Source organism: Pseudomonas sp. SO81 (assembly GCF_030374125.1).
Classification (GTDB): domain Bacteria; phylum Pseudomonadota; class Gammaproteobacteria; order Pseudomonadales; family Pseudomonadaceae; genus Aquipseudomonas.
The window spans coordinates 3,407,606-3,429,791 of record NZ_CP126126.1; the positions used below are offsets into that span (position 1 = coordinate 3,407,606).

Here is a 22,186-nt window from a genome sequence, read left to right on the forward strand (position 1 = left end):
TCGCTCAGTGCAGCTCGCCCTGTGGTCGCAGTGCTCGGGCATAGCAGAACAGGAACAGGCCGCGGACCAGCTCCTTCAGGGCCCCGGGCTCGCACGAGTTGAGGCTGGCCAGGTCGAGATCGCCCTGATCTCGCAGCTCGCCGATGGCTTCCTCTTCCAGCACGGCGCATACCTCACCCGTCTCGCGATTGAGAATGCGCAGATAGGGATGCGGGCGATCCAGCCAGGCGTCGATCAGATAGGTCATGGCTCATCTCCTTGTCATCCATTTGATGGATATGAGAATAATTCCTATTATCGAAATAGCAAGCCTCAATCGCACCCTTTTGTCGGGCAATAAAAAGCCCGTCACAGGGACGGGCTCTTCTGGGCGCTGTGCCGGCTCAGTGAGTGCGGGCGACGGCGAAGCGGCTCAGCTCGATCAGGGCGTCGCGATAGGCGTTGTCCGGCAGCGCTTCGAGGCAGGCGATGGCCTTGTCGGCGTGCTCGCGAGCCAGGTTGGCGGTGTAGTCCAGCGAGCCGGAGGCCTGTACGGCGGCGCGGATGCTTTCCAGGTCCTCGATGCCGCCCTTCTGGATCGCGGTGCGCACCAGGGCGGCCTGTTCGGCACTGCCTTCGCGCATGGTGTAGATCAGCGGCAGGGTCGGCTTGCCTTCGGCCAGGTCGTCACCGACGTTCTTGCCGAGGGTGGCCGCATCGCCCTGGTAGTCGAGCAGGTCGTCCACCAGCTGGAAGGCGATGCCCAGGTGGTCGCCGAAGTGGCGCAGGGCTTCGCTTTGAGCTTCGGAGCTGCCGGCCAGGGCGGCGGCAGCGTGGGTGGAGGCCTCGAACAGCATGGCGGTCTTGCCGCGGATGACCTCCATATAGGTCTCTTCCGTGGTGCTGGCGTCGCGTACCTTGGACAGCTGCAGCACTTCGCCCTCGGCGATCACCCGGGTGGCGCGCGAGAGGATGCGCATCACTGGCATGGAGCCGAGCTCGACCATCATCTCGAACGAGCGCGAATAGAGGAAGTCGCCGACCAGCACGCTCGGCGCGTTGCCCCACTGGGCGTTGGCGGTGGCGCGACCGCGGCGCATGCCGGACATGTCGACCACGTCGTCGTGCAGCAGGGTGGCGGTGTGCAGGAACTCGATGGTCGCGGCCAGCAGGCGCAGATCGTCGGCCTGGTAGCCCAGGGCCTTGCCGCTGAGCAAGACCAGCAGCGGGCGCAGACGCTTGCCGCCGGCCGAGATGATGTAGTCGCCGATCTTCTCCACCAGAGGCACGTGGGACTTCAGCTGCTGGCGGATGATGCCGTCGACGGCGGTGAAATCGTCCGCGACCACGCTGTGGAAGGCCTGGGCTTGCATCGGTGAGGGGAGCTCCTGGAACGGGGCCGGCTGCCTCGCAGGGCGGAGGGCGGCAAAATGGCGGGCCGGGCTGGGCCGACCGGGCTGCGCGGCATGCTATGGGTCGGGTTATGGGCTGTCAAGGCAAGGCCTGGCGGGGCTTGCCTCTGTTCTCGGCTTTCCGTACAATCGCGGCCCCAAACTTCTATGGGCACTCCCTGCCTTACGCAATTGCACGGGCGTCAGTTCCGGCCCCATGCAGCCATGCCGGCCAATAACTCTTCCTATAAAGAGTCGGGTGAGCAGGTTTAACGGAGAAAAATCCATGTACGCAGTAATTGTTACCGGTGGCAAGCAGTACAAAGTCGCCGAAGGTGAATTCCTCAAGGTCGAGAAGCTGGAAGTCGCCACCGGCGAATCCGTGACTTTCGACCGCGTTCTGCTGGTTGGCAACGGTGACGACGTGAAAATCGGCGCTCCGGTGGTCGATGGTGCCAAGGTTGTTGCTGAAGTGGTCTCCCAAGGCCGTCACGACAAAGTGACCATCATCAAGTTCCGCCGCCGTAAGCACCACATGAAGCGTCAGGGCCACCGTCAGTGGTTCACCGAAATCAAGATCACCGGCATCCAGGCCTGATCCCCTTTTAGGAGGCTATGACTCATGGCACACAAAAAAGCTGGCGGTAGTACTCGTAACGGCCGCGACTCAGAAAGTAAACGCCTTGGCGTGAAAATGTACGGTGGCCAGGTCATCAAGGCCGGCAACATCATCGTGCGTCAGCGCGGCACCCAATTCCACGCTGGCTACGGCGTTGGCATGGGCAAGGATCACACCCTGTTCGCGAAAGTCGATGGCGTGATCAAGTTCGACGTGAAGGGCGAGTTCAACCGCCGTTACGTGAGCATCGTGACCGCCTAAGGTCGCGTTTGCTGAAAAAGCCCTGTCTCGCGACGGGGCTTTTTTGTTTCTGTGTATCCTGTATTCCTGAGTTCACTGGCCCGCCGCTGCGGTGGGAGGCAACCCGAATGAAATTCGTCGACGAAGTTTCGATATTTGTAAAAGCCGGCGACGGCGGTAACGGCATGATGAGCTTCCGTCGCGAGAAGTTCATCGAGAAGGGTGGCCCCAACGGCGGCGACGGCGGTGACGGCGGCTCGGTGTTCCTCGAGGCCGACGAGAACCTCAATACCCTGGTCGACTACCGCTACACCCGTCGCTTCCATGCGCAGAACGGTGAGAAGGGCGGCAGCACCGAGTGCACGGGCGCCAAGGGTGAGGACCTGATCCTGCCGGTGCCGGTCGGCACCACCGTCATCGATGCGACGACCCAGGAGGTCATTGGCGACCTGACCAAGCCGGGCCAGCGCCTGATGGTGGCTCAAGGTGGCTGGCATGGCCTGGGCAACACCCGCTTCAAGTCCAGCACCAACCGGGCGCCGCGCCAGACTACGCCGGGTAAGCCGGGTGAGCAGCGCGACCTCAAGCTTGAGCTGAAAGTGCTGGCGGATGTCGGCCTGTTGGGTCTGCCGAACGCCGGCAAGAGCACCTTCATTCGCTCGGTCTCCGCGGCCAAGCCGAAGGTTGCCGACTATCCCTTCACCACCCTGGTGCCGAACCTGGGTGTGGTCAGTGTCGGTCGCTACAAGAGCTTCGTCATCGCCGACATTCCGGGGCTGATCGAGGGGGCCTCCGAGGGTGCTGGCCTGGGTATTCGCTTCCTCAAGCACCTGGCGCGCACTCGCCTGTTGCTGCACCTGGTGGATATGGCGCCGCTGGATCAGAGCGATCCGGCCGACGCTGCCGAGGTCATCATCAGCGAGCTGGAGAAATTCAGCCCGGCGCTGGCCGAGCGCGAGCGCTGGCTGGTGCTGAACAAGTGCGATCAGTTGCTCGACGACGAGCGCGAGGAGCGCATGCGTGCGGTAGTCGAGCGCCTCGACTGGAAGGGTCCGGTATTCGTCATCTCCGCGCTGGAGAGCGAGGGTACCGAGGCGCTGAGTCAGGCGATCATGCGCTACATGGATGAGCGCGCCATCCGTATTGCCGAAGAGCCGGCGTTCGCTGCAGAGCTGGCGGAGCTGGATCGCCGCATCGAAGACGAGGCGCGTGCCCGTCTGCAGGCGCTGGACGACAAGCGTGCTCTGCGCAAGGCCGGTCTGAAGAGCGTCGATGATGTTGGCGACGACGATGACTGGGATGACTTCGAGGATGACGAAGACGGTCCCGAGATCATTTACGTTCGGGACTGACAATGGGTATCGTGCAGCGCCGCTTTATAGCGGCGTTGTGCTGACTGGCTTGGGTAGAGGGCATCATGCGGGACAAGGTGACCGGCGCGCAGCGCTGGGTGGTGAAGATCGGTAGTGCGCTGCTGACCGCCGATGGGCGTGGCCTGGATCGTTCCGCGATGGCGGTGTGGGTCGAGCAGATGGTCGCTCTGCGCGAGGCGGGCGTGGAGCTGGTGCTGGTATCGTCCGGCGCCGTGGCGGCGGGCATGAGTCGGCTGGGCTGGTCAGCTCGACCGAGTGCCATTCATGAGCTGCAGGCCGCCGCAGCAGTGGGGCAGATGGGGCTGGTGCAGGCCTGGGAGTCGAGCTTTGCCGAGCATGGCAGGCACACGGCTCAGGTGCTGCTGACCCATGACGATCTGTCCGACCGCAAGCGCTACCTGAATGCGCGCAGCACCCTGCGCACCTTGGTCGATCTCGGCACCGTGCCGGTGATCAACGAGAACGACACGGTGGTCACCGACGAGATCCGCTTCGGCGACAACGACACCCTGGCGGCGCTGGTGGCCAACCTGGTGGAGGCCGACCTGCTGGTGATCCTCACCGACCGCGACGGCATGTTCGATGCCGACCCGCGGCACAATCCCGATGCGCAGCTGATCTTCGAGGCGCGTGCCGACGATCCTTCCCTGGATGCGGTGGCGGGCGGTACCGGCGGTGCCTTGGGGCGTGGCGGCATGCAGACCAAGCTGCGTGCGGCGCGTCTGGCGGCGCGTTCCGGTGCGCATACGGTTATCGTCGGTGGGCGTATCGAGCGCGTTCTGGATCGACTCAAGGCGGGTGAGCGTCTGGGGACGCTGCTGGCGCCCGAGCGCGGCATGTTGGCGGCGCGCAAGCAGTGGTTGGCCGGGCATCTGCAGACTCGCGGCACGCTGGTGCTGGATGCGGGGGCGGTGAAGGCGCTGGCGGTCGATCACAAGAGTCTGCTGCCGGTCGGTGTGCGCGAAGTGCAGGGCAGCTTCCGGCGTGGCGAGATGGTGGTCTGTGTCGGTCCGGATGGGCGTGAGATCGCGCGCGGACTGGCCAACTACAGTGCTCTCGAGGCACAGAAGATCGTCGGCCAGCCTTCCGATGCCATCGAGAAGCTGCTGGGCTATGTCGACGAGCCGGAGCTGGTGCATCGGGATAATCTGATTCTGGTCTGAGGAGATAGCGCGATGCGCATTGCGAAGGAATTGCTGGCTGCGTGCCTGGTGCTGCCGCTGGTGGCGCAGGCGGAGGAGGTCGGTGAGGTCTCCACGGTATTCAAGTGGGTCGGTCCGAACGACAAGATCGTGGTCGAGGCCTTCGACGATCCGAAAGTGGAGGGGGTGACCTGCTACCTGTCGCGTGCCAAGACTGGCGGCGTCAAGGGTGGCCTGGGTCTGGCCGAGGATCGGGCCGAGGCGTCCATCGCCTGTCGCCAGGTCGGGCCGATTCACTTCACCGGCAAGCTTAAGGATGGCGAGGAGGTGTTCAAGGAGCGCACCTCGCTGGTATTTAAGACCATGCAGGTGGTGCGCTTCTTCGATGAGAAACGCAATACGCTGGTCTATCTGGTGTACAGCGATCGGGTGATCGAGGGCAGTCCGCAGAATGCGGTGACGGCCATTCCGATCCTGCCCTGGGTAGCGCAGTAAGCCAAAAAGCCGGAGCTTGCTCCGGCTTTTTCATGCCCTGTCAAAGAATCGCGGGCAATAAAAAACCGGCCCTGAGGCCGGTCTTTTCAAGAACAGATCAATCAGGCGGCGGTAGCCAGGGCCTTGATGTGACCGTTCAGGCGGCTCTTGTGACGAGCGGCCTTGTTCTTGTGGATGATGCCCTTGTCGGCCATGCGGTCGATGACCGGAACAGCCAGGGTGTAGGCGGTCTGAGCCTTTTCCAGGTCTTTGGCGTCGATAGCCTTGACCACGTTCTTGATGTAGGTACGGACCATGGAGCGCAGGCTGGCGTTATGGCTACGACGCTTCTCAGCCTGTTTGGCGCGTTTTTTGGCAGAAGGTGTATTGGCCACCGTCAAGCTCCTCGAAAACTAGGGGGATAGCAACAAATAAGGCCGCGAATCATGCCGATGCGTCGCGCGCCTGTCAAGTGCGGAAGTGCCTTGATTGGCTGGTCTGACCAGCGGTGGCTGGTTACACTCCTCGCCTTCATGTGCCGGCTGCCTGTGCCGGCCTTTCGGATCGTCGAGACTTCATGAATCTGCTCAAGTCCCTGGCCGCCGTCAGCTCCCTGACCATGGTTTCCCGCGTGCTGGGTTTCGTCCGCGACACGCTCATCGCGCGCATCTTCGGTGCCGGCGTGGCATCGGACGCCTTCGTCGTCGCCTTCAAGCTGCCCAACCTGCTGCGCCGCATCTTTGCCGAAGGCGCGTTCTCCCAGGCCTTCGTGCCGATCCTGGCGGAGTACAAGACCCAGCAGGGCGAGGAGGCGACCCGCACGTTCCTGGCCTATATCGCCGGCCTGCTGAGCCTGGTGCTGGCGCTGGTGACCTTGCTCGGCATTCTTGCCGCGCCCTGGATCGTCTGGATAAGCGCGCCAGGCTTCGCCGACGAGCCGGAGCGTTTCGCCCTGACCGTCGACCTGCTGCGGGTGACCTTCCCCTATATTTTGCTGATCTCGCTGTCGTCGCTGGTCGGTGCGGTGCTCAACACCTGGAACCGCTTCTCTGTGCCGGCCTTCGTGCCGACCCTGCTGAACGTCAGCATGATCGTCTTCACCGTCTGGCTCGCGCCGTACTTCGATCCGCCGATCATGGCCCTGGGGTGGGCGGTCCTGGTCGGTGGCCTGGCGCAGTTCCTCTGGCAGCTGCCGGCGCTGAAGAAGACCGGCATGCTGGTGCTGCCGCGCCTGAGCCTGCGCGATACCGGCGTATGGCGGGTGCTGAAGCAGATGGGGCCGGCGATCTTCGGCGTGTCGGTGAGTCAGATCTCGCTGATCATCAACACCATCTTCGCCTCCTTCCTGGTGGCGGGCTCTGTTTCCTGGATGTACTACGCGGATCGTCTGATGGAGCTGCCGTCCGGCGTGCTCGGCGTGGCGCTGGGCACCATCCTGCTGCCGGCGCTGGCCAAGACCTATGCCAGCGCCGATCGCGAGGAGTATTCGAAGCTGCTCGACTGGGGCCTGCGCTTGTGCTTCCTGCTAGTACTGCCGTGCACCCTGGCGCTGGCCATCATCGCCGAGCCACTGATCGTTTCTCTTTTCCAGTACGGCAAGTTCACTGCGCATGATTCGGCCATGACCCAGCAGGCGCTGGTCGCCTACTCGGTCGGCCTGCTCGCGCTGATCCTGGTGAAGATTCTCGCGCCGGGCTTCTACGCCCAGCAGAACATCAAGACCCCGGTGCGTATCGCCATCGTCAGCCTGCTGGCGACCCAGGCGATGAATGCGCTGTTCGTCTTCGGTCTGGATCTGCGCCACGCTGGGCTGGCGCTGGCCATCAGTCTGGCCGCCTGCCTCAACGCGGGGCTGCTCTACTGGCAGCTGCGCAGCAAGCGCATGTATCAGCCGCAGCCGGGTTGGCCGAAGTTCCTCGCCAAGCTGGTGCTGGCGGTGCTGGCGATGACGGCCGTGCTGTTGCTGGTGATGCACCATATGCCGGCCTGGGGAGAGGGGGGCATGCTTATGCGGCTGCTGCGTCTGGGCGCGCTGGTGGCGGCAGGTACGGTGACCTATTTCGGCATGTTGCTGTTGCTCGGCTTCCGCCCGCGCGACTTCGCCCGCCGCGCCATTCACTGACGCGCCAGGCGGCCGACACACTGCCTGTCGCCGCCAGTCGCCTGTGCGTATAATCGACCACTTTGTAAGCAAGAAGTGCGCTATGCAGCTGGTCCGAGGCCTCCACAATCTGCTACCCCTAACCCAGGGATGCGTTGCCACCATCGGCAATTTCGATGGCGTGCACCGTGGTCACCAGGCCATCCTGGCGCGCCTACGTGAGCGCGCCATCGAGTTGGGCGTGCCGAGCTGCGTGGTGATCTTCGAGCCGCAGCCGCGGGAATTCTTCGCCCCGGACACTGCGCCGGCCCGTCTCACCCGTCTGCGCGAGAAGCTCGAGCTGCTGGCGGCCCAGGGTGTCGACCGGGTGCTGTGCCTGGCCTTCAACCGTCGCCTGCGCGAACTGTCGGCCGACGAGTTCGTGCGTCAGGTGCTGGTGGACGGGCTGCACGTGAAGCATCTGGAGGTCGGCGACGATTTCCGCTTCGGCGCCGGCCGCACTGGCGATTTCGCCTTCCTGGTCGAGGCCGGTGAGCGGCATGGCTTCAGCGTCGAGGCGGCGCTGACCGTCGAGCTGGACGGCGAGCGCGTCAGCAGCACCCGTGTGCGTGAGGCCCTGCAGGCCGGCGAGCTGGAGCTGGCCGAGCGCCTGCTGGGGCGTCCGTATGCCCTGGCCGGCCGCGTGTTGCATGGCCAGAAGCTGGCCCGCCAGCTCGGCACGCCGACCGCCAATGTGCAGCTGAAGCGGCGCAAGCCGCCGCTGCGCGGGGTATTTCTGGTGACCGCATTGCACGAGGGGCACCGCTTCCACGGCGTGGCCAACATCGGTCAGCGCCCGACTGTGGCTGGCGACGGCAGCCCGCATCTGGAAGTGCATTTGCTGGAATACGCTGGCGATCTCTATGGCCAGCGTCTGACGGTGGAGTTCCACCACAAGCTGCGTGATGAGCAGCGTTTTGCCTCCCTGGAGGCGCTGAAGACGGCGATAGACGCGGATGTCTCCGCCGCCCGGGCCTACTGGCTTGGCCAACCGCTTGATTGATCGAAGAGCCTGAGATGACCGACTACAAAGCCACGCTGAACCTTCCGGATACTGCCTTCCCGATGAAAGCCGGCCTGCCGCAGCGCGAGCCGGAGACCCTGGCGCGCTGGGACAGCATTGGTCTGTACCAGAAGCTGCGGAAGCTTGGCGAGACCCGGCCGAAGTTCGTCCTGCACGACGGCCCGCCCTATGCCAACGGCAGCATCCACATCGGTCACGCGGTCAACAAGATCCTCAAGGACATGATCACCCGTTCCAAGACCCTGGCCGGCTTCGACGCCCCCTATGTGCCGGGCTGGGACTGCCACGGCCTGCCGATCGAGCACAAGGTCGAAACCACCTTCGGCAAGAACCAGCCGTCCGACCTGACTCGCGAGCGCTGCCGCACCTATGCCGGCGAGCAGATCGAAGGGCAGAAGGCCGACTTCATCCGCCTCGGTGTGCTGGGTGAGTGGAACAACCCGTACAAGACCATGGACTTCGCCAACGAGGCAGGCGAGATCCGCGCCCTGGCCGAGATGGTCAAGCAAGGCTTCGTGTTCAAGGGCCTGAAGCCGGTCAACTGGTGCTTCGACTGCGGCTCGGCCCTGGCCGAGGCCGAGGTCGAATACCAGGACAAGAAGTCCGATGCCATCGATGTGGCCTTCGCCGTCGAGGACGCCGCCAAGCTGGCCGCCGCCTTCGGCCTGAGCGAGCTGGCCAAGCCGGCCAGCATCGTCATCTGGACCACCACGCCCTGGACCATCCCGGCCAACCAGGCGCTCAACGTGCACCCGGAGTTCACCTACGCCCTGGTCGACGTCGGCGACAAGTTGCTGTTGCTGGCCGAGGAGCTGGTCGAGAGCTGCATGGCGCGCTACGGCCTGCAGGGCGAAGTGGTTGCCACCGCTGTCGGTGCCGCGCTGGAAAACATCCGCTTCCGTCATCCGTTCTACGAGCGTTTCGCCCCGGTCTACCTGGCCGAGTACGTCGAGCTGGGTGCCGGTACCGGTATCGTCCACTCCGCCCCGGCCTATGGCGAGGACGACTTCCGTTCGTGCAAGCAGTACGGCATGCACAACGACGACATACTCAGCCCGGTGCAGAGCAACGGCGTGTACGTGGCCGACCTGCCGTTCTTTGGCGGCCAGTTCATCTGGAAGGCCAACCCGGCCATCGTCGCCAAGCTCGGCGAAGTCGGTGCGCTGCTCAAGCACGAAGCCATTCAGCACAGCTACATGCACTGCTGGCGGCACAAGACGCCGCTGATCTACCGCGCCACCGCGCAATGGTTCGTCGGCATGGACAAGGCGCCTGCGCAAGGCGCCACCCTGCGCGAGCGTGCACTGTCCGCTATCGAGCAGACCGAGTTCGTACCGGCCTGGGGCCAGGCGCGCCTGCACAGCATGATCGCCGGGCGCCCGGACTGGTGTATCTCGCGTCAGCGTAACTGGGGCGTGCCGATCCCGTTCTTCCTCGAAAAGGCCAGCGGTGAGCTGCACCCGCGCACCGTCGAGCTGATGGAGGAAGTGGCCAAGCGCGTCGAACAGCAAGGCATCGAGGCCTGGTTCAAGCTCGACGCCGCCGAACTGCTCGGCGACGAGGCTGCGCAGTACGACAAGATCAGCGACACCCTGGATGTCTGGTTCGATTCCGGCACCACCCACTGGCATGTGATGCGTGGCTCGCACCCAATGGGCCACGAGCAGGGGCCGCGCGCCGACCTGTACCTGGAAGGCTCCGACCAGCACCGCGGCTGGTTCCATTCCTCGTTGCTGACCGGTAGCGCCATCGACGGCCACGCGCCATACAAGGCCCTGCTGACCCATGGTTTCGTGGTCGATGAGAACGGCCGCAAGATGTCCAAGTCCCTCGGCAACGTCGTCGCTCCGCAGGAGGTCAACGACAGCCTGGGCGCCGACATCATGCGCCTGTGGGTCGCCTCCACCGACTACTCGGGCGAGATGGCCGTGTCCAAGGTCATCCTGCAGCGCAGCGCCGATGCCTACCGGCGTATCCGCAATACCATGCGCTTCCTGCTGGCCAACCTGGGCGACTTCGACCCGGCCAAACACCTGTTGCCGGCCGAGCAGCTGCTCGATCTGGATCGCTGGGCGGTGGACGCCACCGCGCGCCTGCAGGCCGAAGTCATCGAGGCCTACGGCGAATACCGTTTCTGGAACGTCTACTCCAAGGTGCACAACTTCTGCGTGCAGGAGCTGGGCGGCTTCTATCTGGACGTGATCAAGGACCGTCAGTACACCACTGCTGCCGATAGCGCGGCGCGCCGCTCCTGCCAGAGTGCGCAGTACCATATCGCCGAGGCCCTGGTGCGCTGGATCGCGCCGATCCTGGCCTTCACCGCTGACGAGATCTGGTCGTTCCTGCCGGGCGAGCGCAACGAGTCGGTCATGCTCAACACCTGGTACACAGGTCTCAACCGCCTGCCGGAAGGCTTCGAGCTGGATCGTGCCTACTGGGAGCAGCTCACCGCCGTGCGCGCCGCGGTGAACAAGGAGCTGGAGAACCTGCGCAACAGCAAGGCCATCGGCGGCAACCTGCAGGCCGAGGTCACCCTCTATGGCGACGAGGCGTTGCAGCAGTCCCTGGCCAAGCTCGACGACGAGCTGCGCTTTGCCCTGATCACCTCCGCCGCCGCCGTCGCGCCGCTGGCCGATGCGCCAGCCGATGCGGTGGCCACCGAGGTGCCTGGCCTGAAGCTGAAGATCGTCAAGTCGGCCCACGCCAAGTGCGGTCGCTGCTGGCACTTCCGCGCCGATGTCGGCAGCAATGCCTCGCACCCCGAGCTGTGCGAGCGTTGCGTGAGCAACATCGAAGGCGCTGGCGAGGTACGCAAGCATGTCTGATGCCTCGCGTTTCGGCCGTCTGGCCTGGCTGTGGCTAGCCGTGCTGGTGTTCGTCCTCGATCAGGGCAGCAAGCAGATCGTGCTGCAGGTGCTGGAGTACGGGCAGCGGGTCACGGTGATCGATGGCTACTTCGATTGGACCCATCTGTATAACCGTGGCGCGGCTTTCAGCTTCCTGGCCGCTGAGTCCGGCTGGCAACGCTGGCTGTTCGCAGCTATCGCCGCCGGCGTCAGCGCCGTGCTGGTGGTGTGGATGAAGCGCCTCAAGAGCGACGAGACCTGGCTGGCCATCGCCCTGGCTATGGTGCTGGGTGGTGCGCTGGGCAACCTGTACGACCGTATTGTTCTCGGTCATGTGGTCGATTTCATCCTGGTGCACTGGCAGGACCGCCACCATTTTCCGGCCTTCAACCTGGCCGACAGCGGCATCACCGTCGGCGCCGTGATGCTGGCGCTGGATATGTTCAAGAGCAAGAAGTCCGGAGAGCCCGCCCATGACTGAGCAACGCATTGGCCCGGACAAGGAAGTCACCCTGCATTTCGCCCTCAAGCTGGCCAACGGCGATGTGGTCGACAGCACCTTCGACAAACAGCCGGCTACCTTCAAGGTCGGTGATGGCAACCTGCTGCCAGGCTTCGAAGTCGCGCTCTACGGCTTCAAGGCCGGTGACAAGCGCAGCCTGCAGATCGAACCGGAGAATGCCTTCGGCCAGCCCAACCCGCAGAACGTGCAGGTCATGCCGCGCAGCCAGTTCGCCGACATGGAACTGTCCGAGGGCCTGCTGGTGATCTTCAACGATGCCGCCAATGCCGAGCTGCCGGGCGTGGTCAAGGCGTTCGACGAAGCGCAGGTAACCGTCGACTTCAACCATCCTCTGGCCGGCAAGACCCTGAGCTTCGACGTGGAAATCATCGAAGTCCGTCAGGCCTGACCCCTCTCCGGGAGAGGCGTACACTCTCCCCATCGCTTTCAGCGCGCGCCGAGATACCCAGCATGCAAATCAAACTCGCCAACCCCCGCGGCTTCTGCGCCGGCGTCGATCGTGCCATCGAGATCGTCAACCGCGCCCTGGAAGTGTTCGGCGCACCGATCTACGTGCGTCACGAAGTGGTGCACAACAAGTTCGTGGTCGAGGACCTGCGCGCCCGCGGCGCCGTGTTCGTCGAAGAGCTGGACAAGGTGCCGGACAACACCATCGTTATCTTCAGTGCCCATGGTGTCTCCCAGGCCGTACGCCAGGAGGCCGAGCGCCGTGGCCTCAAGGTCTTCGACGCCACCTGCCCGCTGGTGACCAAGGTGCATATGGAAGTGGCGCGCTACAGCCGCGACGGCCGCGAATGCATTCTCATCGGCCACGAAGGCCATCCGGAAGTCGAAGGCACCATGGGCCAGTACGACGACCGCAACGGCGGCGCCATCTATCTGGTGGAAGACGAAGAGGATGTAGCCGCGCTCGAAGTGCGCGACCCGCAGACGCTGGCCTTCGTTACTCAGACCACCTTATCCATGGACGACACCAGCAAGGTCATCGACGCCCTGCGCGCCAAGTTCCCTGGCATTGGGGGCCCGCGCAAGGATGACATCTGCTACGCCACCCAGAACCGCCAGGATGCAGTCAAGCAGCTTGCCAGCGAGTGCGATGTGGTGCTGGTAGTAGGTAGCCCGAACAGTTCCAACTCCAACCGCCTACGCGAGCTTGCCGAGCGCCTGGACACCCCGGCCTACTTGATCGACGGTGCCGAAGACCTCAAGCAGGAATGGTTCGCCGGTGTGCAGTGCATTGGCATTACCGCTGGTGCTTCGGCGCCTGAGGTGCTGGTGCTTGGGGTGGTCGAACGGCTTCGCGAGTGGGGCGCCATTGGCGCGGAGGAGCTGGATGGGCGGCCGGAGAATGTGACTTTCTCGATGCCGAAGGAGCTTCGCGTCCGCAACCTGTGATCATGGGCAGGAGGAGGCTTCTTCGCTGCTGACGCGCAGCCTTCCGCTTCTGGCCATTATCAGTCGAGTGCGCTTGTCAGGCGTGGCGGGCGAGCAGATGGTCACTGTTCCTGCCTGGAATCCTCCCCCGGTCAGTTGTGGCTCACCCTGCATATTGAAGTGTATGTAGCTGGCCACGGGCTGGTTGCCCCTGATCACCAGGGTTTCGCTCGGGGTTCTCTGCAGCAGGGTCTTCTCTCGGCTATCAGGCGTCGCATTCTGGTTGGGGTCTTCAAAGATCATCCAGCCTGCGGCCCAGTCGCCCTGTTGTGCGCGCATCGTCACACCTGTCTGGTTCAGGACGGCGTGTGTCCTGGCGTATCTCAGGCTATCGGTAAAACTCCGCAGCGCCATGCTCGCTCGTTGCTTGGCCAGCAGTTCATCGACCAGCGGGATGGCGACGAAGGTCAATATGGCGGCGACTGCGAGTGTCGTCAGCAGCTCGATAAGGGTGAATCCGGTGTTCCGCATGCTTAATCCGTCCTTGGATTAGTGGGGCCGTCTGACTATAGGTCGTGCGCCGATGCGAGCAAGGCGAGGTCGCAAAACTGCGGTCTATGGCACATCGCTGTTATTCATTGGGGGGGTAAATCCGACCGTATGTCCTGTCTGCCCTGTTCGCTTACAAGCGGGTGGATATAGTCCGACTCAGTAAAGGGAGAGCAGCAATGCGGCGATATGCAAACGGCTTCACCATGGTCGAGCTGATGATCACTCTGGTGGTAGTGGCGATTCTGGCTGGCCTGGCGCTACCGGCATTCGATGGCGCCTTCGAGCGCTCGCGCGCGAGTACCGAGGTGAATGACCTAGCCAAGGCGCTGAGCTATGGCCGGCTTGAGGCGATCAATCGCAGTCAGCCGGTGGAGGTTGTGCCCACCGATCCGGACGAGGGCTGGGGCAGTGGTATCACCATCCAGAAAAGCTCCGATGGCGAGGTTTTGCGCACCCTTCCCCCCATGGCCTCGGGCGCCGGGGTGGAGGAAGAGAATGATGCAGACTCCATCGAGTTCAACAGTTTCGGCGGGCTGATCAGCCCCGCTCAGGCTGTGGCATTCACATATACGCGGGGAGACCAGAGCAAGATTGTTGCGGTTTGCCTTACTGGGCGTATCCAGGTTGGGACGGAGTGTGAGTGATGAGAGATCCAATGCGCCAATCGCAAACAGGGGTCACCCTGCTCGAGGTAATGATCGCAGTTTTTATCAGTGCCATCGGGGTGCTGGGGGCCGCGGCGCTACAGTTGAACGCGCTCAAGTACACCAACAGCGCCGTCTACACGTCGCAGGCCAGCTTCATTGCATACGATATCCTGGATCGCATTCGGGCCAGCGCCGATCCGGATAGCGTGGATGACTACGAGCTGGACAGTACCGACTCTCCGCCTTCGGGATCGAGCCTGCAAGCGACCGATCTGACCGACTTCTCCACCAATGTGCAGAGCCTGCCTGGTGGAGTCGGCAGCATCGATGTAACTGGCAGCACGGTTACGGTGAATATCAGCTGGTCGGAAAGCAAGGCCACGGGAGAGGCAGATGCGACAGGGACTTTTTCGATTACCACCGATGTTGCCAATGAGTGATGCCGATCATGAAGCCTAATCAATCCGGATTCGGTCTGGTCGAGGTCATGGTTGCCATGGTCCTCGGCCTGCTGGTGGTGCTGGGTATCACCCAGATATTCATCAGCTCCAAGCAGACCTATGAAACACAGGATGCTTCGGCACGATTGCAGGAGGATGCTCGCTATGTGCTTTCGCGCATCACTCAGGAGCTGCGTATGGCCGGCATGTTCGGTTGCCTGTCACTGGGCTCGGGCTCGGTCAGCGGTGTGCCGACCGAGTTTGATGAGCCCATCGCTTGGGGCAGCAATACGCTCAGCATTATTACTGCCGATGCTACGACCGGCTCGTCTGCACCTGACGCCGCCGACTGGACGCTGACGACCGATTGCCGTTCGGCTGGCGTCGTTCATGTCGGTGCGGCTTCTCCTGCTGCGGGTGAAATGGCCTTTCCGATTCGCCAGGTGGAGTATCGGTACGATGCCGATGAGCAGACGCTTTCCGTGAGCAACGGCGGGAGTGGATTTCAGCCGCTGATTACCGGGGTTACCAGCTTTGACGTCAGCTTTGGTATGGCGGCCGATACTGAAAGCACATATGCCTCGGGTAACTATGCGACCAGTGCGGCCGATCCAGCACTGATTCGCAGTGTACGCATAAGTCTGACGCTGACTGATCCGGATGGTAAGGCGGCAGACCAGAACTATTCGGTTGTCGCCGCACTGCGTAACCGACTCCTGTAAGGGCGCAATCATGAAAAAGCAAAATGGTATGGCGCTATTCGTCAGTCTGATCTTTCTTCTGCTGCTGACCATTATTGGCGTGGCCTCGATGCAGAATGCCGGTCTGCAGGAAAAGATGGCCGGCAATATCAAGATCAAGAATGAAACCTTCCAGCTCGCAGAGCGCGCCTTGCGCGAAGGTGAGAATTTTATCGCTGCCCCGGCTAATGAGGGGAGCTTGGCAGCTTGTTCTACCTGCACTGGCGACGGCTGCCGTGTTCCGGACTTCTCAGGTGACCTGAGTGCTGGATCGGGGACCTGCGATGTGTGGACGAGTGCATCTGGTGGTGCCTTCTATCGACTACAGAAGCTTGGTACCTCCAGCGATGCGGTGAATGTACAGAACGGCTCCAGTGTCATGCTCTACCGGGTAACCGCTGTCGCCACAAAGGGTAACGCCAAGACTGCGCTCGAAAGTATTTATGCGCACAGCAACTGAATATCTGTGAGGGTCCAATAATGTCGTTGTCAATCGATAAAGGCAGAAAGTCCAAGCTGCTTTCCCTTTTGGCTGGTGCGCTTGTCGCTGCTTATGCTGCTACGCCGGTCTATGCGTTCACGCCCTTTCAGGCCCCCTTGCTGAGTACGGCCGCCGTTACGCCGAACGTGATGCTGCTGCTGGATAACTCAGGCAGTATGAATACGGTGATTTATCACTCGGGATTTAACTCCAGGACGGACTATCCCACTGCAATGTATTGCAAGGCCGGGACCTCCTGTAATGTGACCAACAGGGATCACTGGGCTGACACTGCGACTCTCTCCGGACATAGCAACGTGGCCCAGGGTGGATGTGCCAGTGGCTACTATCGGCTGGGCGCTAAGAACAGATATAGGGTTAGCGGACAGGATCGTTATTACCCTGGTACCTCTGCACAGACCGTCTGTATTCCCTTTCCTGGAGTAGTGCAGACCAACTCGTCGGGCTCTACAGCGGATGAGGCGGACTTGCCAAAGAACTACCTGGAGTATCTTGTTCAAGGTGTGTTGGCGGGGACGGTAATTGCTGCAGATATTCCAACGACCCATCGGATGGGCGTGGCCAAGAGTGTTGCCAAGCAGATCGTTGCCGACAATTTCTCTGGTGTCCGTTTTGGTTTGGCCACCTTCCGACCGGGCAATACTGCTTCTGGTAGCACCGGTGAAGTGTACCAGCAGCAGGGAGGGATCATTCAGTCCGGTCTGGGGGCGACCAAGGCAACTCTGGACGCGAACGTCAATGCTTTGTACGGAGCTACTTATACACCGCTGGCGGAAGCCTATTATGACGTGATCCGCTATTACAGGGGGCTGGCCAGTTCCTACAACGCAGCGCCAGCCAATATTTCCGATCAGGTGCAGTACCGCTGCCAGAAAAACTTCGGGATCGTGGTAACCGATGGTGCACCGACCTACGACTCCAAGTTCTTTAATGCCGCAAGCGATCCTGATCGCGACAACCCTGCCGTTGCCGGAACCGATAACCTACCCAACTGGGATGGCCTCAACCCCAGTCCCCCTACCGCATACTCCGATGGCGACTCCTCCCTTTCGCTAAGCAGCGAGGGTTCGACTTACTATCTGGACGATATCGCCAAATTTGCTTACGACATCGATATTCGCCCGACGGCTGTTCTGGATAATGCAGGGAAGAGTTTCGAAGCCACCGCATTCAATCAGCAGAATGTGAAAACCTATACGGTCGGTTTTGCCCAAGACAACCAGATGTTGAAGGACGCGGCCTTCTATGGTCGAGGCAAGTACTACACCGCTACTGACAGTGCTGGACTGACTGCGGCTCTCACTCAGGCGCTGAATGAAATCAGCGCCCAGGCGGGTTCCGGTGGTGCCGGTGCCTCCAGTTCCACAAGCCTGACTACCGAGACCCGTTACTACAAGACTCTGTACGATCCCGCGGATTGGCGCGGTACGGTCGAGGCCTATTCGTTGAGCCCGACTACGGGGCGCCTGCTGGCGAGAGTCTGGAGTACCGATAACACCATCACGCCGTCCAATAACGGTGCTAGCTATCAGACCTATAACACCGGGACCAATAGTGTCGTTTCGCTGGCCTACGCCAATGTGTCCGCCACTCAGCAGGCAACTCTCAGTGCCGGTCTGCCCTCTGGGGTGACGGGCAGTCAACTGGTCGACTGGGCCAAGGGAGCTGCAGTGACCGGCCTGCGTACCCGTACAGTGTTGTTGGGCGATGTGATCAACTCTACGCTGGAGCGGGTTTCGTCGACCGAGCGCTTGGCTAGCGATATCACCGGCTCGACCTCTTACGACAGCTTCATCGCGGCAAAGGCGGGCATGACTAACAGCCTGCTGGTCAATAGCAACGATGGCTTCTTCCATGTGATCAATGCCGACACCGGCGGCCACCGGTATGGCTATATGCCTTCCAGCGTCTTCCCTCAGTTGAAGACTGTGGCAGCTACCGACTATGCCACCAGCGGTGGGCACAAGTTCATGGTGGACGGCGGCATTACGGTGGCGGACGCAGAGGTGAACTCCACCTGGTCTACCGTGGCCGTTGCCGGCATGGGCGGCGGTGGCAAGAGCATGTTCGCGGTCAAGCTGTTCTCTGCGGGCGACAATACAATCCGTGCGCTGTGGGAGGTTACTGCCCCGGCAACTTCAACCCCGGCCAATGTCTGGAATAACCTTGGATATACCTATTCCAAGCCCTTGGTGGTTAGAAACGCCAGCAACCAGTGGGTAGCCATATTTGGCAACGGTTATGGCAGTCATCTGGGCAAGGCGTCCCTCTATGTGGTCAACCTTTCGACCGGACAGCTGATCCAGGAGCTTGTCGTGGATGCCAATGCTACCGGTACTACGCCAAACGGCCTCTCCTCGCCGCAGATGGTTGTTAATGCCCAGTATCAGGTGCAGAAAGTCTATGCCGGTGATCTGCGCGGCAATCTCTGGGAAATAGACATGTCGAGCGGCTCCGCGTCCGTGGCTAACGGCGGAACTCCGCTATTCGCTGCGGGCTCCGATCATCCCATCACCGCCAAGCCTCTGGTGATAGAGCATGAGGATAAGGGCGGGCACATGGTTCTGTTCGGCACCGGCAAGCTGATGGAGGCCGCAGACAAGCTCAGCACTGAGCTACAAACCTTCTACGCCATCTGGGACAAACCGAGCTCCACCGGTACTGTGAGCAGTAGTTCCCTGCAGGCCCAGGCCTTCGTCGATGATGTGGATATCACGGCCGATGGCGTAACCCAGACCTATTACACGACCACGGAGAACACGGTCGACTGGGATACCAAGCGGGGCTGGTATCTACCTCTGGTGTTGGATGGCGATCTCGAGGGCGAAAGGGTCATCTATCCGGCGCAGACTACCCTGGGACGGGTCATCTTCGTGACTGCCAAGGTGGATGCGGTCGACCCCTGCGAGAGTACGGGTAGCGGCAAGTTGGTCGAGCTGGATGCCATATCGGGGTCCATGCTGACTTACCCTGTGCTCGATACCAATGGCGATGGCAAAGTCGATGATGGCGATACCCGTGTATCCGGGCTGGGCATCGAGGACGGCCTTCCGGGCGTGCCGGTAATTATCGATGCCGGTGATGAGAAGGATACTCAGGGCAAGTACATCCTCAAGTCGACAGGCGAGGTGCAGGTCGTGGACGAGTGCGGCGAAGTGAATAATGGGCAATGCGGTGGCGTGGCTCAGTCACGGCGTATCATGTGGCGTCAATTGCAGTAAGGGCTTACTAGATGAAACGCAATGGATTCACGCTGATCGAATTGATGATCGTGGTTGCGATTGTCGGCATTCTTGCCGCTATTGCTTACCCCAGCTACAACGAGTACGTGAAGAAGACCCGCAGGGCTGAAGCTGTGGCGATCATGCTGGAGAACGCCCAGCTTATGGAGCGCTTCTATTCGCAGAACGGGACCTATGTGGGAGCGAATATCGTTGCCCAGAGTCCGGCCGACGGTACGGCGGTGTATGATATTGCTGTTGACGATGCCAACACCTCCGCAACTGCTTTTATCATCAACGCAACTGCCGTTGATGGTGGCGTCATGGATGGTGATGAGTGCGAGGCGCTCAGTATCAATGAGCTTGGTGAACAGGATTCTGGCGAGGGGGACAATGCCATCTGCTGGCGACGCTAGATCCTGATTGAAATCGAGGGGAGCTTGGCTCCCCTTTTTTATTGGTATTGGGAGGATGGCGCAGTGAAATCGAACTCCACCCTGGTGGTTGGTGGCGGAGTTATTGGGTTGCTCGGTGCCTTGGAGCTGGCTGGCGCGGGCGAGCCGGTGGTCGTGCTGGAGCGGGCGGAAGCGGGAAGGGAATCATCCTGGGCGGGGGGCGGGATAGTTTCCCCTCTTTATCCCTGGCGCTATGACTCGGCTGTGGGGGCACTGGCACGTTGGTCGCAGCACTATTATCCGCAGCTTGCCGCCCGGTTGCTCGCCGCCACGGAGGTAGATTCGGAGGTACATGTCACCGGTCTCTACTGGCTGGATTTGCAGGATGAGTCGCAGGCTCTGGACTGGGCCCGGCGGGAGTCTTACGGGCTGCGCAGCGTCGCTCTGGAGGCGGTTCGCGAGGCAGTACCGCCACTGGGAAGTGGATTCAGTTCGGCCATCTACATGCCCGGGGTCGCCAATGTGCGCAACCCGCGCCTGCTCAAGGCCCTTCGGGCTGCTCTGCAGGCCATGAGCAACGTGACCCTGCTCGAGCACAGCGAAGTACAGGGCTTCCTGTACGAAGGCGAGCGCGTTGCTGGAGTCCGGCTTGAGTCCGGTGAGATTCGCGCTGCGCGGGTGGTGCTGTCTGCCGGTGCCTGGAGTGGGCAGCTACTGGAGACGCTGGGGCTGCGGTTGCCCGTCGAGCCGGTCAAGGGACAGATGATCCTGTACAGGTGTGCCGAGGATTTCCTGCCGGCCATGGTGCTGGCCAAGGGGCGCTATGCCATTCCACGCAAGGATGGGCATGTTCTGGTCGGCAGTACCCTGGAGCATGTCGGCTTCGACAAGACGCCGACCGGGGAGGCGCTGGCCAGTCTCAAGGCTTCTGCCGAGGAGCTGTTGCCAGCGCTGCAGGAGGCTGAGGTGATTGGACACTGGGCGGGGCTGCGGCCGGGTTCGCCGGATGGGGTGCCCTTTATCGGCGAGGTGCCGCAGTACCCCGGGCTCTGGCTCAATTGCGGACATTACCGCAACGGGCTGGTGCTGGCGCCGGCGTCCTGCGAGCTGCTGAAGAACCTGATGCTGGGCGAGACACCGATCGTCGATCCTGCGCCCTACTCACCAGCGGGGCGCCTGGGGTAAGGCTGATGTGGGGGCGCAACGCCAGGTCGCGAGTCGTATCAGTCGATCCCCAGCTTCTTCAGGCGATAGCGCATGGAGCGGAAGGTCAGGCCCAGGCGCTGGGCAGCGGCGGTGCGGTTCCAACGAGTTTCTTCGAGGGCTTGCATGATCAGCTTGCGCTCGATCTCTTCCAAGTAGTCCTCAAGATTGTCTATCTGCGATAGCGAGGCTTCGCCGCTCTCCGCGGCTGGAGCGGCGTCGGCCAGGCGCAGGTCGGCTGCCTGTATTTGATCGTTCTCGCACAGGGTGTAGGCACGCTCCAGCATGTTTTCCAGTTCGCGCACGTTGCCGGGGAAGCGGTAGCACTTGAGCTTGTCCAGAGCGTCCCCGGTGATGGTCGCGGCTGCTAGGCCGCTGCCTTCGGATAGCCGGTGCAGCATGGTTTCAGCCAGCAGCGGAATATCTTCGCGGCGCTCGCGCAGTGGGGGCACGCGCAGCTCGATAACGTTAAGTCGGTAGAACAAGTCCTGGCGGAAGCGTCCGGCAGCGACCTCTGCCGTCAGATCCTTGTGAGTGGCGCAGAGGATGCGTACATCTACCACTACTTCCTGCTGTCCGCCGACGGCGCGCACGGCCTTTTCCTGGATTGCGCGCAGCAGCTTGACCTGCATGGCCAGTGGCAGGTCAGCGACTTCGTCGAGGAACAGCGTGCCGCCGTCGGCGGCCTGGAAGAGTCCCTGTTTATCCTCGATGGCTCCGGTAAAGCTGCCCTTCTTGTGACCGAAGAACTCACTCTCCATCAGCTCCGAGGGGATGGCTCCGCAGTTGACTGGTACGAAGGGCTTTTCGCTGCGCGGCCCTTGCTCATGGATCAGGCGGGCCACCAGCTCCTTGCCGCTGCCGGATTCGCCGCTGATATAGACAGGAGCCTGACTGCGCGCGAGTTTCTGGATCTGGTTACGCAAGGCCTTCATCGGCGGCGAGTCGCCGAGCAGACGGGTGTCGACCGGGCCCTCTTCGTGTTCACCGCTACGCAGGCGCAGCGCGGTGGCCACCAGTTCACGCAGGCGGCCGAGATCGACGGGTTTGGTCAGGAAGTCGAAGGCGCCGGCCTTGAGCGCGTTGATTGCAGTATCCAGGCTGCCATAGGCGGTGATCATCGCCACCGGAACTTGCGCGTGGCGCTGCTGGATATGCTGCACCAGCTCCAGTCCGGTGCCGTCGGGCAGGCGCATATCGGTCAGGCACAGATCGAATGGCTCGCGAGCTAGCCACTCCTTCGCCTCTTTGACGTTGCGTGCGCTGCGCGTGTCGAGCTTCATACGGCCCAGGGTGATTTCCAGGAGTTCGCGGATATCGGGCTCGTCGTCGACGATCAGGGCTCTCTGCCGGGTGCTCAT

At 62.1% G+C, this 22,186-nt stretch carries 23 protein-coding genes; 18 read left to right on the forward strand and 5 right to left on the reverse strand.

Annotated elements, in window-relative coordinates; all coding sequences use genetic code 11:
* Positions 1 to 4: 4 nt before the first annotated feature.
* Together OH686_RS15890 and OH686_RS15895 are read right to left on the reverse strand one after the other, a co-directional pair.
* Positions 5 to 247 (reverse strand): PA4570 family protein, encoded by a 243-nt coding sequence (locus tag OH686_RS15890; RefSeq protein WP_137970880.1) that lies wholly within the window; start codon positions 245 to 247, stop codon positions 5 to 7.
* Between the two features lie 136 nt (positions 248 to 383).
* On the reverse strand, positions 384 to 1,352 hold the full coding sequence (locus OH686_RS15895; protein WP_289533842.1) for a polyprenyl synthetase family protein: 969 nt from the start codon (positions 1,350 to 1,352) through the stop codon (positions 384 to 386).
* Positions 1,353 to 1,656: 304 nt separating this feature from the next.
* Here OH686_RS15895 and rplU point away from each other — a divergent pair, with 304 nt between their 5' ends.
* From rplU to OH686_RS15920, 5 genes are all read left to right on the forward strand, one after another.
* Positions 1,657 to 1,968: a 50S ribosomal protein L21 gene (rplU, locus tag OH686_RS15900; protein WP_043308929.1), complete on the forward strand. Its 312-nt coding sequence runs from the start codon at positions 1,657 to 1,659 to the stop codon at positions 1,966 to 1,968.
* Between the two features lie 24 nt (positions 1,969 to 1,992).
* Entirely contained in the window at positions 1,993 to 2,250 is a 258-nt protein-coding gene (gene rpmA, locus OH686_RS15905) for a 50S ribosomal protein L27 (RefSeq protein WP_043308927.1), read from the forward strand.
* 107 nt (positions 2,251 to 2,357) lie between these two features.
* Complete coding sequence (gene cgtA / locus OH686_RS15910) at positions 2,358 to 3,581, forward strand: Obg family GTPase CgtA (RefSeq protein ID WP_289533845.1); 1,224 nt, start codon at positions 2,358 to 2,360, stop codon at positions 3,579 to 3,581.
* A 65-nt stretch (positions 3,582 to 3,646) separates the two neighbouring features.
* Positions 3,647 to 4,765: a glutamate 5-kinase gene (gene proB / locus OH686_RS15915; protein ID WP_289533846.1), complete on the forward strand. Its 1,119-nt coding sequence runs from the start codon at positions 3,647 to 3,649 to the stop codon at positions 4,763 to 4,765.
* 12 nt (positions 4,766 to 4,777) lie between these two features.
* The gene (locus tag OH686_RS15920) at positions 4,778 to 5,239 is read left to right on the forward strand and encodes a CreA family protein (protein ID WP_289533848.1); all 462 of its coding nucleotides are present in this window, start codon (positions 4,778 to 4,780) and stop codon (positions 5,237 to 5,239) included.
* A gap of 101 nt (positions 5,240 to 5,340) precedes the next feature.
* Here the strand turns inward: OH686_RS15920 and rpsT are convergent, their stop codons facing one another.
* The gene (rpsT, locus tag OH686_RS15925) at positions 5,341 to 5,613 is read right to left on the reverse strand and encodes a 30S ribosomal protein S20 (RefSeq protein WP_068829169.1); all 273 of its coding nucleotides are present in this window, start codon (positions 5,611 to 5,613) and stop codon (positions 5,341 to 5,343) included.
* 182 nt (positions 5,614 to 5,795) lie between these two features.
* On the opposite strand from rpsT, the gene murJ reads away from it, so the two are divergent.
* The 6 genes from murJ to ispH all read left to right on the forward strand — a co-directional run bounded on the left by murJ (position 5,796) and on the right by ispH (position 13,146).
* Complete coding sequence (gene murJ / locus OH686_RS15930) at positions 5,796 to 7,340, forward strand: murein biosynthesis integral membrane protein MurJ (RefSeq protein ID WP_289533852.1); 1,545 nt, start codon at positions 5,796 to 5,798, stop codon at positions 7,338 to 7,340.
* Positions 7,341 to 7,422: 82 nt separating this feature from the next.
* A complete protein-coding gene (gene ribF, locus OH686_RS15935; RefSeq protein WP_289533854.1) occupies positions 7,423 to 8,361 on the forward strand; it encodes a bifunctional riboflavin kinase/FAD synthetase in 939 nt (312 codons plus the stop codon).
* Between the two features lie 14 nt (positions 8,362 to 8,375).
* Positions 8,376 to 11,207 carry an isoleucine--tRNA ligase gene (ileS, locus tag OH686_RS15940; protein WP_289533855.1) on the forward strand — a complete coding sequence of 944 codons (2,832 nt, stop codon included), beginning with the start codon at positions 8,376 to 8,378 and terminating at the stop codon, positions 11,205 to 11,207.
* The gene (gene lspA, locus OH686_RS15945; RefSeq protein ID WP_289533857.1) at positions 11,200 to 11,709 is read left to right on the forward strand and encodes a signal peptidase II; all 510 of its coding nucleotides are present in this window, start codon (positions 11,200 to 11,202) and stop codon (positions 11,707 to 11,709) included. Before ileS ends, lspA begins: the two co-directional genes overlap by 8 nt.
* Entirely contained in the window at positions 11,702 to 12,139 is a 438-nt protein-coding gene (fkpB, locus tag OH686_RS15950) for an FKBP-type peptidyl-prolyl cis-trans isomerase (RefSeq protein WP_289533859.1), read from the forward strand. Before lspA ends, fkpB begins: the two co-directional genes overlap by 8 nt.
* A 62-nt stretch (positions 12,140 to 12,201) precedes the next feature.
* The gene (gene ispH, locus OH686_RS15955; RefSeq protein ID WP_289533861.1) at positions 12,202 to 13,146 is read left to right on the forward strand and encodes a 4-hydroxy-3-methylbut-2-enyl diphosphate reductase; all 945 of its coding nucleotides are present in this window, start codon (positions 12,202 to 12,204) and stop codon (positions 13,144 to 13,146) included.
* On the opposite strand, the gene OH686_RS15960 is transcribed toward ispH, so the two are convergent.
* Positions 13,147 to 13,656: a GspH/FimT family pseudopilin gene (locus OH686_RS15960; protein WP_289533863.1), complete on the reverse strand. Its 510-nt coding sequence runs from the start codon at positions 13,654 to 13,656 to the stop codon at positions 13,147 to 13,149.
* 197 nt (positions 13,657 to 13,853) lie between these two features.
* Here OH686_RS15960 and OH686_RS15965 point away from each other — a divergent pair, with 197 nt between their 5' ends.
* From OH686_RS15965 to thiO, 7 genes are all read left to right on the forward strand, one after another.
* Positions 13,854 to 14,321 (forward strand): GspH/FimT family pseudopilin, encoded by a 468-nt coding sequence (locus OH686_RS15965; RefSeq protein ID WP_289533865.1) that lies wholly within the window; start codon positions 13,854 to 13,856, stop codon positions 14,319 to 14,321.
* Between the two features lie 11 nt (positions 14,322 to 14,332).
* Positions 14,333 to 14,764, forward strand: a complete 432-nt coding sequence (gene pilV, locus OH686_RS15970) for a type IV pilus modification protein PilV (protein WP_289533867.1) — start codon at positions 14,333 to 14,335, stop codon at positions 14,762 to 14,764.
* Between the two features lie 8 nt (positions 14,765 to 14,772).
* The gene (locus OH686_RS15975) at positions 14,773 to 15,486 is read left to right on the forward strand and encodes a PilW family protein (protein WP_289533868.1); all 714 of its coding nucleotides are present in this window, start codon (positions 14,773 to 14,775) and stop codon (positions 15,484 to 15,486) included.
* 10 nt (positions 15,487 to 15,496) lie between these two features.
* The gene (locus OH686_RS15980) at positions 15,497 to 15,964 is read left to right on the forward strand and encodes a pilus assembly PilX family protein (RefSeq protein WP_289533870.1); all 468 of its coding nucleotides are present in this window, start codon (positions 15,497 to 15,499) and stop codon (positions 15,962 to 15,964) included.
* A 20-nt stretch (positions 15,965 to 15,984) separates the two neighbouring features.
* A complete protein-coding gene (locus tag OH686_RS15985; protein ID WP_289533872.1) occupies positions 15,985 to 19,227 on the forward strand; it encodes a pilus assembly protein in 3,243 nt (1,080 codons plus the stop codon).
* An 11-nt stretch (positions 19,228 to 19,238) separates the two neighbouring features.
* On the forward strand, positions 19,239 to 19,643 hold the full coding sequence (locus OH686_RS15990; RefSeq protein ID WP_289533874.1) for a type IV pilin protein: 405 nt from the start codon (positions 19,239 to 19,241) through the stop codon (positions 19,641 to 19,643).
* A gap of 63 nt (positions 19,644 to 19,706) precedes the next feature.
* Positions 19,707 to 20,807, forward strand: a complete 1,101-nt coding sequence (thiO, locus tag OH686_RS15995) for a glycine oxidase ThiO (protein WP_289533877.1) — start codon at positions 19,707 to 19,709, stop codon at positions 20,805 to 20,807.
* A gap of 38 nt (positions 20,808 to 20,845) precedes the next feature.
* On the opposite strand, the gene OH686_RS16000 is transcribed toward thiO, so the two are convergent.
* Positions 20,846 to 22,186 (reverse strand): sigma-54-dependent transcriptional regulator, encoded by a 1,341-nt coding sequence (locus tag OH686_RS16000; protein ID WP_289533879.1) that lies wholly within the window; start codon positions 22,184 to 22,186, stop codon positions 20,846 to 20,848.

Excerpts from the sequence above, each read along its gene's own strand:
- OH686_RS15890 (WP_137970880.1), bottom strand. The coding sequence starts at position 247 with ATGACCTATCTGATCGACGCCTGGCTGGATCGCCCGCATCCCTATCTG.
- OH686_RS15895 (WP_289533842.1), bottom strand. The coding sequence starts at position 1,352 with ATGCAAGCCCAGGCCTTCCACAGCGTGGTCGCGGACGATTTCACCGCC.
- rplU (WP_043308929.1), top strand. The coding sequence starts at position 1,657 with ATGTACGCAGTAATTGTTACCGGTGGCAAGCAGTACAAAGTCGCCGAA.
- rpmA (WP_043308927.1), top strand. The coding sequence starts at position 1,993 with ATGGCACACAAAAAAGCTGGCGGTAGTACTCGTAACGGCCGCGACTCA.
- cgtA (WP_289533845.1), top strand. The coding sequence starts at position 2,358 with ATGAAATTCGTCGACGAAGTTTCGATATTTGTAAAAGCCGGCGACGGC.
- proB (WP_289533846.1), top strand. The coding sequence starts at position 3,647 with ATGCGGGACAAGGTGACCGGCGCGCAGCGCTGGGTGGTGAAGATCGGT.
- OH686_RS15920 (WP_289533848.1), top strand. The coding sequence starts at position 4,778 with ATGCGCATTGCGAAGGAATTGCTGGCTGCGTGCCTGGTGCTGCCGCTG.
- murJ (WP_289533852.1), top strand. The coding sequence starts at position 5,796 with ATGAATCTGCTCAAGTCCCTGGCCGCCGTCAGCTCCCTGACCATGGTT.
- ribF (WP_289533854.1), top strand. The coding sequence starts at position 7,423 with ATGCAGCTGGTCCGAGGCCTCCACAATCTGCTACCCCTAACCCAGGGA.
- ileS (WP_289533855.1), top strand. The coding sequence starts at position 8,376 with ATGACCGACTACAAAGCCACGCTGAACCTTCCGGATACTGCCTTCCCG.
- lspA (WP_289533857.1), top strand. The coding sequence starts at position 11,200 with ATGTCTGATGCCTCGCGTTTCGGCCGTCTGGCCTGGCTGTGGCTAGCC.
- fkpB (WP_289533859.1), top strand. The coding sequence starts at position 11,702 with ATGACTGAGCAACGCATTGGCCCGGACAAGGAAGTCACCCTGCATTTC.
- ispH (WP_289533861.1), top strand. The coding sequence starts at position 12,202 with ATGCAAATCAAACTCGCCAACCCCCGCGGCTTCTGCGCCGGCGTCGAT.
- OH686_RS15960 (WP_289533863.1), bottom strand. The coding sequence starts at position 13,656 with ATGCGGAACACCGGATTCACCCTTATCGAGCTGCTGACGACACTCGCA.
- OH686_RS15965 (WP_289533865.1), top strand. The coding sequence starts at position 13,854 with ATGCGGCGATATGCAAACGGCTTCACCATGGTCGAGCTGATGATCACT.
- pilV (WP_289533867.1), top strand. The coding sequence starts at position 14,333 with ATGCGCCAATCGCAAACAGGGGTCACCCTGCTCGAGGTAATGATCGCA.
- OH686_RS15975 (WP_289533868.1), top strand. The coding sequence starts at position 14,773 with ATGAAGCCTAATCAATCCGGATTCGGTCTGGTCGAGGTCATGGTTGCC.
- OH686_RS15980 (WP_289533870.1), top strand. The coding sequence starts at position 15,497 with ATGAAAAAGCAAAATGGTATGGCGCTATTCGTCAGTCTGATCTTTCTT.
- OH686_RS15985 (WP_289533872.1), top strand. The coding sequence starts at position 15,985 with ATGTCGTTGTCAATCGATAAAGGCAGAAAGTCCAAGCTGCTTTCCCTT.
- OH686_RS15990 (WP_289533874.1), top strand. The coding sequence starts at position 19,239 with ATGAAACGCAATGGATTCACGCTGATCGAATTGATGATCGTGGTTGCG.
- OH686_RS16000 (WP_289533879.1), bottom strand. The coding sequence starts at position 22,186 with ATGAGCACCCGGCAGAGAGCCCTGATCGTCGACGACGAGCCCGATATC.